We start from the raw sequence: 13,607 nt of genomic DNA, 5'->3' as shown, positions 1-13,607 counted from the left end.
CTCTCACCTTTGAACTGAGCTTCAGGATAAGGGTGGATGATTACGATTTGACGGTGCGGCGATTATGAACTCATGCCTTGGTTTGAATTCCGGCTCATTTCCCGCCATTATTGTCACAAAGGGATGTTGTGCGCCGGGCGGTGAGACGGGATGCCTTCGTCGGGCAATGTTATGCTCCTGCCATGAGCCTGATTGATTCCTCCCGAGTGGAGTGGGCCTTTGCCCGATTGGCCGGTTTGGAAGACGGGCGGCGTCCGCGCTGGGGACGGCTGACCGCCCTGGGCATGGTGGAGCACCTGGCCAATTCCCTGGAGATCGCCATGGGCCTGCGCCAGGCCAAACCCCTTGCGCCTCATTTCCTTCAGATCTTGTTGCGGCCAGTGGCACTGCTTCCCTGGCCCATCCCGCCGGGCCTGCCCTCCACCGTGGACTTCCTGGCTGCGCGCGGCGAGCCCTTCCCCGCCGCGCTGGATGGCCTCCGCGGCCTGCTCAGACGCTTTCATCGCGAGGTTCTGGCCGATCCCACCGCCCGCCATGGCCATCCGGTCTTTGGATCCTTGACCCGCCTGCAATGGGCCGCCCTGCAGGATCGCCACCTGCGCCATCACTTCCGGCAGTTCGGGTTGTGAGCCGCGACCCTTCGGCCATGGCCCCGTCCGGCGGGCCCTCCCGACCATCCCACCGACGGGAGGGGCGGCACGGTCGAGGCGGCGAGGACCGGCGCCGACCGCCCTGCGACCTGCTGACAGAAGCCACCCGCCAGGTGCTGGACCTGGATCGCCTGCTGGACTGGGTGGCCGAACGGGCCGTCAGCCGGGCGGCCGCGGCACGCCTGCGCGCGGCCGGACCGATCAAGGACGAGGCGGAGCTGCGCTTGGATCTGGCCCGCCTGGGCGAAATGATGAATGCCCTCGAGCGCGGAGTCGCGCCGGCGCTGGGCGTCCTGGAAACGGGCGAGGCCCCGCTCGATGCCCTCCTGGAAAGCCCCGACTGGCTGGAGGGTCCTGCCCTGCGGGATGTGGCGGCCCTGCTGGAGGTGGGCGGCGGACTGGCCCAAGGCTCGCACGATGCCCAGGCGCCGCGCCTGGGCAAGCTGATGGCGGGACTGGCCTCGTTCGAAGGGGAGACGACGGCCATTCGTCGCGCCATCGGCGAGGATGGCGGTCTGCTCGACTCGGCCTCGCCGGAACTGGGCCGCCTCCGCCGCCTGTACGTCGCGGAGGAGGGCCGTCTGCGCCGCGAACTGGAGAAGGTGGAGACGGAATGGCGCGGGCGCGGCCTGCTGGGCGACACGGGCCTGGGTTGGCGGGAGGGCCGGCCCGTGCTGCCGGTCAATGCCGGGGCCCTGGGTCGCGTCCAGGGGCTGGTGGTGGACCAGAGCCAGAGCGGGCGTACCCTCTTCGTGGAGCCCGCCTCCTGTCTGGAGATCCGCACCCGCCTCAGCCGGGCCGAGGTGGAGATCCGCCGCGAGGAGGCGCGTATCCTGCGCGAGTTGTCCGACCGCTTGCGGGAACGCCTGCCGGAGCTGGCGGAGACGCGCCGCGTGCTGCGCGAACTGGACCATCTCAAGGCCCGCGCCCGCTGGGGCCGCGATCTGGGGGCCTGCGTCCCCGCCCTGGCCGACGGCATGGATCTGGTCATTGTCCAGGGGCGCCACCCCCTGCTGGCCCGCCATCTCGAGGTGGTGCCCCTTGACCTGCGGCTGGGCGGCGGCGGCAACCGCATCCTGCTCATCTCCGGCCCCAACGCCGGCGGCAAGTCCGTGGCGATGAAGACGGTGGGTCTCTTCGCCCTGATGCCGCGGCTGGGCCTCCCCCTGCCCTGTGGCGAGGGCACGCGCATTCCCCTCTTCGACACGGTGCTGACCGACATCGGGGACCAGCAATCCATCGAGAACGACCTCTCCACATATGCCAGCCACCTGGCCCGCATGCGCATCATCCTCGAGCAGGCCCCGCGCCGCGGACTCTTCCTGGTGGACGAACTGGGCAGCGGCACCGACCCCGAGGAGGGCAGCGCCGTGGCCATGGCCTTCCTGGAGCGCATGCTGCTCAGCCCCGGCCTGACCGTGGTCAGCACCCACCTGGGCCAGCTCAAGGCCTTCGCCCATGACCAGCCGGGCCTGCAGAACGCCTCCATGAGCTTCGACGAGCGCAGCATCTCCCCCACTTTCCGCCTGGTGCAGGGCGTGCCCGGCTCCAGCTACGCCCTGGAGATCCTGCAGCGGATGGAGATGCCGCGCGTGCTGCTCGACCGCGCCCGCCACTACCTGGGCAGCGAGCAGAAGAACCTGGCGCGGCTGATCGGCGACCTGCAGGCGCGGGCCGCGGCGGCGGAGCGGGACCGCCAGTCCGCCGAGGCGGCGCGCATCAAGCTGGAGAGCCTGGTCGCCCGCTACGAGGAGAAGCTCAAGGCGGCCCAGAAGGAGGCCCGCCAGCTGAAGCACGAGGCGGTGGCCGAGGCGGCCCGCATCGTCAAGGGCGCGGGTCGCCTGGTGGAGAACACTGTGCGCGAGATCCGCCAGGGCGGCGCCGAGCGGGTGACGGTCCAGGCGGGACGGATGGTGATCGCCGACCACCTCCAGCAGCTTGAGCGGCAGGAGCGGCAACTGGCCCCGCCCGCGCCGCCGGCACGGGTCAGCGGCCCCCTCAAACCGGGGGATCGTGTCCGTCTCAAGGATCTGGAGACACCCGCCCGCGTCGTGCGGGTCGAGAAGGAGGGGGCGCGCCTGCAGGTGGAGGCCGGCATCCTCAAGCTGACGGTTGATCGCGACCGCGTGCTGGAGGTGCTGGCCGAGGAGCGCGGCGGGAAAGCGGGCGGCCGCGACGCCGGGGGGCGGGGCGGCGTCAGCGTGACGACGAGCGATCCCGGCCTGCGCCTCGACCTGCGTGGCCGCAGCGCCGACGAGGCCCTCGCCGACCTGGACGCCTACCTGGACGACTGCCTCGTGAGCGGACTGGGCTTCGCCACCATCCTGCACGGCAAGGGGACGGGCGTCCTGCGCCAGGTGGTGCAGGACCACCTGCGGCGGACGCCCCTCGTGCTCAGCTTCCGCGACGGGCAGCCCGAGGAGGGCGGCGACGGGGTGACGATCATCAAGCTGGATGTGTGACACCGCGATGGGACGTATACCCGAGCAGATCATCCAGCAGGTGCTGGACGCCGTCGACATCGTCGATCTCGTCACCGAGTACCTGACCCTCAAGCGGGCCGGCGCCCACTACAAGGGCCTGTGTCCCTTCCACCAGGAGAAGACGCCCTCCTTCACGGTCAATCCTTCCCTGCGCCTCTACAAGTGTTTCGGTTGCGGCAAGGGCGGCAACGTCATCGGCTTCGTGATGGAGGCGGAGGGGCTGTCCTTCCCGCAGGCGGTGCGGCGGCTGGCCGACCGGGCCGGCATCGCCGTGCCCGACGAGGACAGCCGCGAGCCGGAGACCCGCACGCTGGAGGAGCGTCTGCAAACAGTCAACCAGGCGGCGCTGGACTTCTTCCGGAAAGCGCTGCAGGCCCAGGTCCGCCAACCCGGCCCCCTGGCCGACTATCTGGCCCGTCGCGCCCTGGGCGGCGAGATCCAGGAGCGCTTCCAGCTGGGCTGGTCCGCCGACGACTGGCAGGGGCTGGTCGACTACGCACGCGGCCTGGGCTTGGGCGAGGACCTGCTGGTGCAGGCCGGCGTTTGCCTGCGCAGCGAGAGCGGCCGCGTCTACGACCGCTACCGCGGGCGCCTCATTTTTCCCATCCGCAGCGTGGTGGGGACGGTGATCGGCTTCGGCGGGCGCGTCATCGGCGAGGCGAAGGACCAGCCCAAGTACATCAACAGCCCGGAGACGCCGCTCTATCACAAGGGGCGCAGCCTCTACGGGCTCTTCGAGAACAAGAACGAGATCCGCCGCGAGCGCACGGTCCTGCTCGTCGAGGGCTACATGGATCTCATCGGGTTGTGGGGCGCCGGCATCCGCCACGTGGCGGCCACCCTGGGCACGGCCCTCACGCCGGAGCAGGCGCTCCTGCTCAAGCGCTTCGCCGACCGTGTCATCTTCCTCTATGACGGCGACGCGGCGGGGCAGAAGGCCATGGCGCGCGGCGCCGCCAGCCTGATCGGGGCCGGCCTGGACTTGCGCGTCTGCCGGCTGCCGGAAGGACAGGACCCCGACGACGTGGTGCGGAACAGCGGGGCGGACGAGATGCGGCGCCTGCTCGACGAGTCGGCGGACTATTTCCGCTACCGCATCGCCGAGTTCCGCCAACGTCAGGACCAGGCCACCCCGGCCGAGTTCCGCGACTTCGTGCAGAACCTGGCCGGCGCCGCGGGCCTGGTCGAGGACCTGCTGCACCGCACGCAGCTGGTGCAGCGCATCGCGGCGGCCAGCGGCATCCCGGTCCACGAGGTGGACAAGCTCTCCCGCGAACAACTGCGCCGTGCCGATCATGCCGCGCCCGCCACCGCGCGGGACGATGTCCTGCCCCGGCTGGACCGTCGCGCCCTGGGCCGGGAGGAGCGGCGCGAGCTCTCCCTCTTCGAGATCTTCCTGCGCAACGCCGAGGCGCGCGACGAGATCGCCGAGAGCCTGGACCTGGACGAGCTGGGCCACCCCCTCCTGCGCGAGGCGATGCGGCAGGCAATGGAGGCTCATGGCGGCGAGGATGAAAGCGTGGAGAGCTGGGCCCACTCCTGCACCAACACCCACATCCGCGAGCTGGCCCTGGCCGCCCTGGTCGAGGCGCCCCGACCGGGCGATGCCGAGGAGGCGCGGGACTTGCTGCGTCATCTGGAGCGGGCCCGCGATCTGAAGCGCATGCGCGAGATCCAGGGCAAGGACGAGCATCGGCAGGAGTTCGCGGAGTTGCTCAGGCGGCTGGCGGGAACCGATTGATCAACCCGCCGCGGGGTTGCTCAACCCGCGCCGTGGCCCTGGCGCTCGGCCTGGATGATGGCCAGCGCACTCATGACATGGGTGTGCAGCTCCTCCAGCTCGAAGGGCTTCTTCAACACCCCCAGCACGACTTTGGGATCCACCTGCTGCGAGAGCAGGTCGTCGGCCCAGGCCGTCATGATGAGGGCGCGCAGGCGTGGATCGCGGCGACGCAGCTCGCCCAGCAGCTCCCAGCCGTTCATGTGGGGCATGCGCAGGTCGAGCAGGGCCAGGTCGAGGTGCGGCCGCTGGGCATCGAACCAGGCCAGGGTCTCCACGGCGCTGGAGAAGGAGCTGACCTGCCAACCCAGGGCGCGCAGGATGCTCTGCACCACGCCGCGCACCACCTCGTCGTCGTCCACCACCAGCACATGTCCGCCCGGGTTCTCGCTGTCCGCCGCCGGCGCCGTGTTCTCCCGGTGCAGAGGCAGGAGGATGCGGATCTGCGTGCCGTTGCCCAGCGTGCTGTCGGCGTCGAGGTTGCCCTTGTGGCCGCGGACGATGCTCCAGGCGCTGCTCAGGCCCAGGCCGGCCCCGCCCTCCCGCTTGCGCGTGGTGAAGAAGGGATCGAAGATCCGCTCCAGCGTCTCCTCGCTCATGCCGATGCCCGTGTCGCGGACGCTGACCTGGATGTGCGTGTCGGGCAACCGATCCGACTCGGGGGGGCCGCCCTCCGGCCGCAGGTTGCGCGACTGCAGCACGAGCAGGCCGCCCCGCGGCATGGCTTCGCAGGCGTTGCGGCAGATGTTGTGCAGGGCGTCCTCCAGCCGGCCGGCATCGCCCCAGATGCGGCACTCGGCGGCGTCCAGCCGCAGGCGCATCTGGATGAGCGGGTGTTCCGGCCGCATGCGCTCCGCCACTTGGCGGAGCAGGGCGTGCAGGTCGAGCGGTCCGAACTGGCCGCCCCGCCCGCGGGTGAAGCTGATGAGGCGCCGTGTGTGCTGGCTGACCCCCTCGGCCGCCTTGCGGATCGACTGGGTCCATTGCGCGGCGCCCGCGTCGTCGGCCAGGTGGTCGCGCAGCATGTCGGAGTAGCCCATGATCACCAGCAGCTGGTTGCTGATGTCGTGGGCCAGGTGACTGGCCAGCTCGTTGAGCGAGTCCATTTTCTGGGCCAGCAGGCGGCGGTTCTCCATGCGGCGACGACGGCGCTCCTCGATGAGGCGTGGACCTTTCTCCATGGCCAGGCAGACCGCCCGTCCGTTGCGCGAGCACCAATGGACGTCATAGAGCAAGCCGCCCAGCTCCTGCTCGCGGCGGATGCACTCCATGCTCCCGAAAATGGCGGCGGGCGGGGTCCAGTCGCCGGCGCCGCCCGCTTCGGGCAGCCGTCCGCCCGCCTGCAGTCCACAGCGCCGGGCCGCCTCGTTGCAGGCCAGGACGAGACCCTCGGGCGAGGCGGCCACCAGCAGGCCGGGGGCGATGTCCAGCAGCAGGTCGCGGTGGCGCGTCCGCGCCTCCCGCTCGCGGCGGGCCTGGTCCAACTGGCCCTGGCTGTCGGCCCGGGCCAGCAGCTGCTCCATCTCTTCCACCAGGCCATGCTCCCAAGCGCCAGCGATGGGCAGGTAGTCCAGGGCCCCGCGCCGGATCCAGGCCAGCGCGCCGCGCACGTCGCCGTCCGGTCCGACCACGGCCCAGGGCGGACGACGCTCCAGCCGCTCGATGCGCTGGACCAGCTCCGCCGCGCTCATGTCCTCGGGGTCGGGATGAAGCAGGAGCAGAGTGGCGCTCTCGCGTTGGAGGCGCTCCAGCAGCTCGGCGCCGCTGAGGAGGCACTCCACGCGGCACCCGGCCAGCATCAAGCTCCCCGCCTGCTTGAGGACGGCCGGATCGCGGCTGACGATCATCACGCGACGCATGGCAACCACTCCGCCTTCATCGATCCACCCGCCAGTAGAGCAGCACGGCGGCCGCGGCGAAGGCCGCGTTGGGCAGCCAGGCCGCCAGGGGGGGGCTGAGCAGCGCCTTGTAGCCCAGGTTCTGGCAGACCACCTGCAGGCCGTAATAGGCGAAGGCCGCGAGCAGGCTGAGGCCGAAGCCCAGCATCAGGCCGGCCCGGTGGCGCCGCAGGGCCAGGGGCACGCCGAAAAGCACGATGACAAGGTTGGCCACCGGCGAGGCCATCTTGCCGTGGGCGTTCACCTCCCAGCGCCGGGTGTAGGCCCCCGCCTGCTTCTGCCGATCGATGAAGGCCTCCAGCTCGCGCAGGTTCATCTCCTCGGGCACGGCCTGCAAGGTCTCGATGTCGCCCGGGTCCAGCTTCAACTCGTCCAGCATGCGCAGCGTGAAGCGGCGGCTGGCGTGGCTGGGCCAGAGGCGGCGCTCCTCGCCGGACAACAACAACCAGCCCTGGTCCGTGTGCCGCAGGGTGTCGGCGTCCAGGCGCCACATGACACGGTCGTTCTCGATGTGCAGATAGGTGGCGCGCCGACCCCACCCCGTGTCGATGCTGTAGTTCTCAAGGGTGAGAAAACTGCGCTCGTCGTTCTGGAAGTAGATGCGGCCGCTGTTCTCCGTCAAGGTGGCGGGCATGCGCTTGACCGTCGTGCGATAGATCTCCATGCGCTCGCGGGCCGTGTCCGTCACCAGCGTCTCCCCCACCAGGAAGGAGAGGCCGGAGGCGACCAGCGCCCAGAGGGCCATCAGGCGCATCAAGCGGCCGGGGCTGACGCCGCCCGCCTTCATCGCCGTCACCTCCATCCGCTTGACGAGGCCGCCCAGCGTGAAGACGGTGGTGAGGAGGAGGATGACCGGAAAGATGAGGGTGAGGATCTGCGGCGTATAGAGGATGTAGTAGCGCAGGATGACCGAGCCCGGCGTCTGGGTGTCGATGAATTTGTCCAGGTGCTCCATCAGGTCGACGGTGATGAAGACCAGCAGGCTGGCCAGCGCCGTGAAGAGGGCGATGCCGAGGAAGCGGCGCAGCAGGTAGCGGGTGAGGATGCTCATGGCCGCGGTCCGCCCTGCTCTTCCTGGATCTCGCGGGCCAGCGCGGCCATGCGCTGCTCCTCGCGCTGATCCTGCTCGTCGGCCTCGGTCTTCCGGCGCAGGCGGCGCGCCAGCCAGGCCGGCAACTGCACCGGCGTCCCCTCGCGCACGGCGCCGCGCATCAGCCACACGCCCAGGAGGAGCATGAGGAGGTTGGGCGCCCACATGGCCACCGCGGGAGAGAGGAATCCGCGGTCCGCCAGGTCCTCGCCGCCGATCAGGAAGATCCAGTAAGCCAGGAAGAAGACGACGGAGAGCGAGCCGGAGACGCCGATGCCGCCGCGCCCGGAGCGCACGCCCAGAGGGACGCCCACCAGCACGAAAGTGAGGATGGCGGCGGGCAGGGCGAACTTCTTGTGGATCTCCACCAGGTAGGTGCGGATCTTCCGCGCGTTGCGCTCCGGGTCCAGCTCCCGCCAGCGCTTGACGCGCTCCAGCATCTGGGCCGTGGTCTGCTCGCGGTCGTTGCGGTACTTTGTCTCCTGCCGTTGCAGGAGCATGTTGCGCGCATCGATGCGCAGCTCGCTGTCACGGTAGGCCAGGCGGCTGTAGCGGACGGGGTCCCGCCAGTCGCGGCGGTGGATCTCCCCCCGGTGCAGCTCCAGCAGGAACTCGCCCGCCTCCTCGTCCAGGCGCAGGTCGGCGCTGTCGGCCAGGATGGTGGTGTGGACGCCACGCTCGCTCTCGTCGAAGATGGTCACCTCGTGCATCCGCCGCGTGGCATGGTCGATGCGTCGGCTGTGGACGACCAGGTTGGGGACATCGAAGACGAAGAGCCCGTCCTCCATCTGCAGGGTCGGCGCCTTGCGGAAGATGGTGCGGCGCAGGAGGTTGGACTTGTAGTTGAACTCGGGCAGCACCCAGTTGTTGTAGGCCATGAGCAAGCCGGCCAGGACGAGGCCCACCGCCAGGAGGGGCCTCGTGAGGCGCCACAGGCTGATGCCGCCCGCTTTCATGGCGGTGATCTCCTGGTCGCCGGCCAGGCGTCCGAATGCCATCAGGGTGGCGATGAGAGCGGCCATGGGCACGGCCATGGCCAGGATCCAGGCGATGTTGTAGACGAAGAACTCCAGGATGAGCCGGGTGGGCAAACCCTTGCCCAGGATCTTGCCCAGCATCTGGAAGGCGAAGTTGAGCACGAAGAGGAAGATGATGAGCACCAGGCTGTAGAAGAAAGGCGCCAGGTGCTCGCGCAGGACGTAGCGGGCCAGGCGGCTCATGCCGTCCGCCCCCGGCCGCCCGCCGGCGGTCGGGAAGGAGCCAAGCTCGACTGGCCGCTGGTCATCATCAGTTGCGGTCCAGGATGCGGAGGTAGGCCAGGAAGAGATTGAAGATGTCCAGGAAGAGGGCGAGGGCCGCCGCCGTGGGCGGGATGCGCTCCGCGCTGTGCAGGATGCGGCTCAGGTCGTAGAGGATGAAGCCGTTGAAGAGCAGCACGAGGATGCCGGGAATGACCAGCCCCAGCAAGGGAGAGTGCAGCCAGTAGGCGTTGAGCAGAATCGCCGCGATCATGGTGACGAGGCCCACCATGAGGAAGCCGCCCAGGAAGCTGAAGGAGCGCTTGCTGATCCAGGCGTAGGCGGCCAGGACCAGCGTGTTGACGACGGTGAGCAGGCCGGCCTGGGCGAGGGTCTGCAGCCCGTTCACCTTCATCAAGGTGACGGCCGCCACGGGCGCCATGATGAGGCCCATGCCGAAGGTGAAGACATAGAAGGCCAGCGCGGCGCGGGGGCCGTGGGCGGCGCGCGAGGCCCAGATGACGAGTCCGATCATGGCGGCCAGCCCGATGAAGGGATGGCGGGCGACGATGGCGAGGACAGGCGGCTGCAACCCGACGATGGCGCCGCCGAAGGTGGTCAGCAAGCCGAGCAGCAGGTAGGAGAGCACCTGGCGCAGATAGATGACCTGCGCGGGGTTGTCCGCAATGGTCAGGGGGACGGCCTGGAATTGGAAAGCGGGGCGTGCCATGGGCATGTCCTTTCTTGGGCGGCCTGTCGTCTACAAGTCTCCGCCCGCCGGGCGCAGAATCAGCTCTTCAACCAGGGCGCGGTCGGAGGCGTCGGCGCAGGCCAGCACAGCGGCCGCCACCGCGTCCGCATCCATCATGAGGCGGTAGTCCATCTCCCGCCCGCCCCAGATGGGGGTCTCGGTGGCGCCGGGATAAACGTTGCTGATGCCGACGCCCTTGTGTCTGAGTTCGGCGCGGGCGGTATCCATCAGCGAGGCGAGGGCGGCCTTGGTGGCTCCGTAGAAACCGCAGGCCTGGTAGGCCTTCAGGGCGGTCACGCTGATGATGTTGATCACACGCAGGGGCCGCTCGCCCCGCAGGGCCGGATCGGCGCAGACCTTGAGCAGGCGCCAGGGCCCCAGCACCTGCGTTTCCCACAGCCGGGCGGCCTGCTCCTCCGTCGTCTTGAGCACGGTGGCCGCCGTGAAGAGGCCGGCGTTGTTGACCAGCACGTCCACCGGGCCTTCGTCGGTTCCCAGCCAGCGGCCCAGGGACTCGATCTCGGCGGCGCGGCTGACGTCGCAGACGCGGGCCGCCACCTGGCCGGGATGGGCGGCGGCCAGTTCGCGATGGGCGGCCTCCAGGCGCTCCCGGCCCCTTCCACAGAGCAGCACGCGTCCGCCGCCGGCCAGGAAGCGCCGGGCGCAGGCCAGGCCAATGCCGCTGCTGCCACCAGTGATGAGGACTCGACGCATGACTTCTCCTTCTCCTATTCCCGCCGCAGGGAGACGATGTTGCGCCCCGTCTCCTCCAGGCGCAGCTCCCACAGCTCGCCCACCGGCAGGCGCGACTCCAGGCGTTCCCAGAAGGCGCGGCAGAGGTTCTCCGCGGTGGGAATGACGCCGGCGAGGAAGTCCACGTCGATGTTGAGGTTGAGGTGGTCCACGCGCTCGGTCACCTCTTCACGGATCAGGGCGGCCAGCTGGTTCAGCTCGATGAGCATGCCGGTGCGGGGGTCCACCTCGCCGCGGATGGTGACGACCAGCCGGTAGTTGTGCCCATGTCCGTTGGGATTGTTGCACTTGCCGTAGAGGGCGCGGTTCTCCTCGTCGTCCAGGTGGGGGCTGTGCAGCCGGTGGGAGGCGCAGAAATCCTCCACCCGCGTGAGGTAGGTGATGGGCATGGCGGATCCGGTCCTTTCCCTGAATCGTGAACGGCCAAAGGTAGCGCTCTGGCGCTGTCATCCGGCCGGCCGGCCGGCGTGGCGCCCGTCCCCGCGGATCTCCGCCCCCTGGGGCTGGTCCAGCCGGCGCGAGGCGCCGCCAACGGACCGAATTCACGATGATGGGGCGGGCGTCGGCCTGAGCCTGCCCCCGCAACAGCTTTTTGGAGAATGCCGTGCCCCACTCCGCCCCCCTCAGCGCCGCCCTGCGGGCCGCCCGCGCCGCCGCCGCGATGCTGCGCAAGGCTTTGGCGGACCACGAACCGCTCCGGGTGGACCACAAGGGTCGCCACGACTACGTCACCCAGGTGGATCGTCGCTCGGAGGAGTTGATCGTCTCCCTGCTGCGGGCGGATTGTCCGGAGATCGGCCTGCTGGGGGAGGAGGGGGCCGGCCTGGATCTGGAGGCCGATCGGATCTGGGCAGTGGATCCGCTGGACGGCACCAGCAACTTCATCCACGGCTACCCGGCCTTCGCCGTGTCCATCGGGCTGCTGGAACGCGTGGTGGAGCCGGAGGAGACGCCGGGGACAGCCCAGAGGACCGGGAGCAGCCCGGCACGATTTCCCCAGGTCCGCGGGCGGCAGCCGGTCCTGGGCGTCATCGCCGATGTCTGCCAGCGACGCCTCTACCATGCCTGGCAAGGGGGCGGCGCCTGGGTGGCCGACCTCCCCGACGACCCCGCGCTGCCATTGGGCTTGGCGACGCGCTTGCGCGTGGGCCAGGCCCCCGTGCTGGAGGAGGCTTTCCTGGCCACGGGCTTCCCCATCCGCCACAAGGATCTGGCCCGCCTTTACCTCGGAGTATTCGACGCCCTGATGCCGCCCAGCGCCGGCATTCGCCGGGGCGGCAGCGCCGCCCTTGACCTGGCTTACACGGCGGCGGGGGTCTTTGACGGTTTTGTGGAGCTGCAACTCGCCCCCTGGGACACGGCCGCCGGGCTATGCCTGATCACGGAGGCGGGCGGCTGCTATGCCGGCCTGGGCGGCGACCCCCTGGTCGATGGCCATCTGGCGGCGGGCAACCCCGCGCTGGTGGCGGAGCTCCTGGGCCGATTGACGGGACGTCTTTGACCAAACCGGTGCAGCGCCGGCAAATGACCACGGCATGGCGCGCCCCTTTCCCTCATCCTGGCCCGCGAGTTGCATGACCGGGGTGTCATCCCTAGATTGACGGGTCGTAAATGCAAGGGGGTGACGTGCGACAGCGCCTCACGCGACCCATTCCACCTAAAAGCTGCGACGCAGAACTCTGAGATGTCCGGATGCACCTTTCGAGGTGCATCTTTTGTTTTGACCGGGAGGCCTGATCTTGAAGATGGAACTGATGCTCCTGATTGAGCTTCAAAAGATCGACAACCAGTTCCGCGACGTGGAGATCTCCAAGGGGACGCTGCCACAGGAACTGGAGCGTCTTCAGCAGGAGGAGCGCGACTTGTCCGTCATGCGCGAGCAGTCCCAGGTCCGGCTCAAGGAGCTGGAACTGGATCTGCGCAAAAGGGAGAGGCGCCATGACGAGTTGAAACTGAAGGTGGCGGAGCTGCAGAAGAGGCTCTTCTCCACGCAGACCAACCAGGAGTACGAAGCTGTCACGCGCGAGATCGAGTTCCATCAGGACGCCCTGATGGAGAACGAGCAGGCCATGCAGACGGCCATGGAGCAGCAGGAAGAGCTGGAGTCCAAGCTGGGCGAGAGCGCGGAGCGCGCCATCCGCCTGACCGAGTCGCTGGGGAGGATGCGCGGCCAGTTTGCCGAGCACACCACGGCCTCCGCCACCCGCATCGGGGAATTGGATGCCCACCGCGCGGAGCTGTGCACCAGGATCCCCAAGCCGCTGCTCAGTCATTACGACCGCATCCGCAAGGCCAAGGACGGGCGCGGGGTGGTCTCGGTCTACCGCAGTTCCAGTTGCGGAGGCTGCTTCCAGGCCCTTCCCCCGCAGAAGATCAACAAGGTGCGCCAGATGGACGACCTGGTTCTCTGCGAGATCTGCGGTCGCATCTTGATCAGCGACACCCTGGACGCCAAGCTTTGACATCGATCGCCGCGCACTGGCACGGCGCGGCGCAGGGCCGGAGCAGGCCCGATGGTCGCCGTCCGGGTCCCGCAAGGGAGGACGGGCGGAGGAAAGTCCGGACTTCACAGGGCAGGATGCCCTACGGGGGCACCGCGAGGTGACGGAAAGTGCCACAGAAAACATACCGCCCCGCGCCTAATTTTTTCTGATTGCGTGCAGTTTTGGCAATCAGTCCCTGGGCCTTCAGAAAAAATTAGGTGCGGGGTAAGGGTGAAATGGTGCGGCCTGGGATCAACCGGGCTTAATGTAAGAGCGCACCGCGCGGCGGGCGACCGTCGCGGCAGGGCAAACCCCATCCGAAGCAAGGCCAAGCAGGTTCCAGGGGTGGCCCGCCCGTTGTCCGGGATTCCGGTCCCGGGCCACAGGAACCGGGTAGGCCGCGCAGATCAATGACCATCCCCCGCACTTGGTGCGGGGACAGAATCCGGCTTAAGACCTGCTCCGGCCCCGCGCCGCGCCA

11 protein-coding genes and 1 other RNA gene are annotated in these 13,607 nt (G+C 69.1%); 6 read left to right on the top strand and 6 right to left on the bottom strand.

The genetic code is table 11. The features are described 5' to 3' along the window. Window positions 1–182 precede the first annotated feature (182 nt). Genes Q8O14_02030 through dnaG form a run of 3 tightly spaced genes read left to right on the top strand, consistent with a single transcriptional unit; the run spans window position 183 to window position 4,874 of the window. The gene (locus Q8O14_02030) at window positions 183–629 is read left to right on the top strand and encodes a hypothetical protein (protein ID MDP2359521.1); all 447 of its coding nucleotides are present in this window, start codon (window positions 183–185) and stop codon (window positions 627–629) included. Further along, a complete protein-coding gene (locus tag Q8O14_02025; protein ID MDP2359520.1) occupies window positions 626–3,112 on the top strand; it encodes a Smr/MutS family protein in 2,487 nt (828 codons plus the stop codon). Before Q8O14_02030 ends, Q8O14_02025 begins: the two co-directional genes overlap by 4 nt. A gap of 7 nt (window positions 3,113–3,119) precedes the next feature. Continuing rightward, complete coding sequence (gene dnaG / locus Q8O14_02020) at window positions 3,120–4,874, top strand: DNA primase (protein ID MDP2359519.1); 1,755 nt, start codon at window positions 3,120–3,122, stop codon at window positions 4,872–4,874. Window positions 4,875–4,894: 20 nt separating this feature from the next. On the opposite strand, the gene Q8O14_02015 is transcribed toward dnaG, so the two are convergent. The 6 genes from Q8O14_02015 to Q8O14_01990 form a co-directional block, all read right to left on the bottom strand. Next, a complete protein-coding gene (locus tag Q8O14_02015) occupies window positions 4,895–6,772 on the bottom strand; it encodes a response regulator (GenBank protein ID MDP2359518.1) in 1,878 nt (625 codons plus the stop codon). Between the two features lie 16 nt (window positions 6,773–6,788). Further along, window positions 6,789–7,862, bottom strand: coding sequence for an LptF/LptG family permease (locus Q8O14_02010; GenBank protein ID MDP2359517.1), 1,074 nt, complete (start codon window positions 7,860–7,862; stop codon window positions 6,789–6,791). Continuing rightward, entirely contained in the window at window positions 7,859–9,121 is a 1,263-nt protein-coding gene (locus Q8O14_02005) for an LptF/LptG family permease (protein ID MDP2359516.1), read from the bottom strand. The genes Q8O14_02010 and Q8O14_02005 overlap by 4 nt, the downstream gene beginning before the upstream one ends. A 67-nt stretch (window positions 9,122–9,188) precedes the next feature. Continuing rightward, window positions 9,189–9,869: a Bax inhibitor-1 family protein gene (locus Q8O14_02000; protein MDP2359515.1), complete on the bottom strand. Its 681-nt coding sequence runs from the start codon at window positions 9,867–9,869 to the stop codon at window positions 9,189–9,191. Window positions 9,870–9,899: 30 nt separating this feature from the next. Then, window positions 9,900–10,604 (bottom strand): SDR family oxidoreductase, encoded by a 705-nt coding sequence (locus Q8O14_01995; protein MDP2359514.1) that lies wholly within the window; start codon window positions 10,602–10,604, stop codon window positions 9,900–9,902. Between the two features lie 14 nt (window positions 10,605–10,618). Next, window positions 10,619–11,032, bottom strand: a complete 414-nt coding sequence (locus Q8O14_01990; GenBank protein MDP2359513.1) for a 6-carboxytetrahydropterin synthase — start codon at window positions 11,030–11,032, stop codon at window positions 10,619–10,621. 215 nt (window positions 11,033–11,247) lie between these two features. Here Q8O14_01990 and Q8O14_01985 point away from each other — a divergent pair, with 215 nt between their 5' ends. From Q8O14_01985 to rnpB, 3 genes are all read left to right on the top strand, one after another. Next, entirely contained in the window at window positions 11,248–12,144 is an 897-nt protein-coding gene (locus tag Q8O14_01985; GenBank protein ID MDP2359512.1) for an inositol monophosphatase family protein, read from the top strand. Between the two features lie 244 nt (window positions 12,145–12,388). Further along, the gene (locus Q8O14_01980) at window positions 12,389–13,105 is read left to right on the top strand and encodes a C4-type zinc ribbon domain-containing protein (GenBank protein MDP2359511.1); all 717 of its coding nucleotides are present in this window, start codon (window positions 12,389–12,391) and stop codon (window positions 13,103–13,105) included. A 39-nt stretch (window positions 13,106–13,144) separates the two neighbouring features. Next, an RNA gene (gene rnpB / locus Q8O14_01975) (RNase P RNA component class A) lies at window positions 13,145–13,594 on the top strand. Window positions 13,595–13,607: the final 13 nt, after the last annotated feature.

The sequence above is a fragment of the bacterium genome (assembly GCA_030685015.1).
GTDB lineage: Bacteria > CAIWAD01 > CAIWAD01 > CAIWAD01 > CAIWAD01 > CAIWAD01.
Note: the sequence above shows the minus strand (reverse complement) of the source record. Positions and strands in the feature narration are given on the sequence as shown.

What these genes read in the sequence shown, in the direction of transcription:
- Q8O14_02030 (MDP2359521.1), top strand. Translation starts at nt 183, where the DNA reads ATGAGCCTGATTGATTCCTCCCGAGTGGAGTGGGCCTTTGCCCGATTG.
- dnaG (MDP2359519.1), top strand. Translation starts at nt 3,120, where the DNA reads ATGGGACGTATACCCGAGCAGATCATCCAGCAGGTGCTGGACGCCGTC.
- Q8O14_02015 (MDP2359518.1), bottom strand. Translation starts at nt 6,772, where the DNA reads ATGCGTCGCGTGATGATCGTCAGCCGCGATCCGGCCGTCCTCAAGCAG.
- Q8O14_02010 (MDP2359517.1), bottom strand. Translation starts at nt 7,862, where the DNA reads ATGAGCATCCTCACCCGCTACCTGCTGCGCCGCTTCCTCGGCATCGCC.
- Q8O14_02005 (MDP2359516.1), bottom strand. Translation starts at nt 9,121, where the DNA reads ATGAGCCGCCTGGCCCGCTACGTCCTGCGCGAGCACCTGGCGCCTTTC.
- Q8O14_02000 (MDP2359515.1), bottom strand. Translation starts at nt 9,869, where the DNA reads ATGGCACGCCCCGCTTTCCAATTCCAGGCCGTCCCCCTGACCATTGCG.
- Q8O14_01995 (MDP2359514.1), bottom strand. Translation starts at nt 10,604, where the DNA reads ATGCGTCGAGTCCTCATCACTGGTGGCAGCAGCGGCATTGGCCTGGCC.
- Q8O14_01990 (MDP2359513.1), bottom strand. Translation starts at nt 11,032, where the DNA reads ATGCCCATCACCTACCTCACGCGGGTGGAGGATTTCTGCGCCTCCCAC.
- Q8O14_01980 (MDP2359511.1), top strand. Translation starts at nt 12,389, where the DNA reads ATGGAACTGATGCTCCTGATTGAGCTTCAAAAGATCGACAACCAGTTC.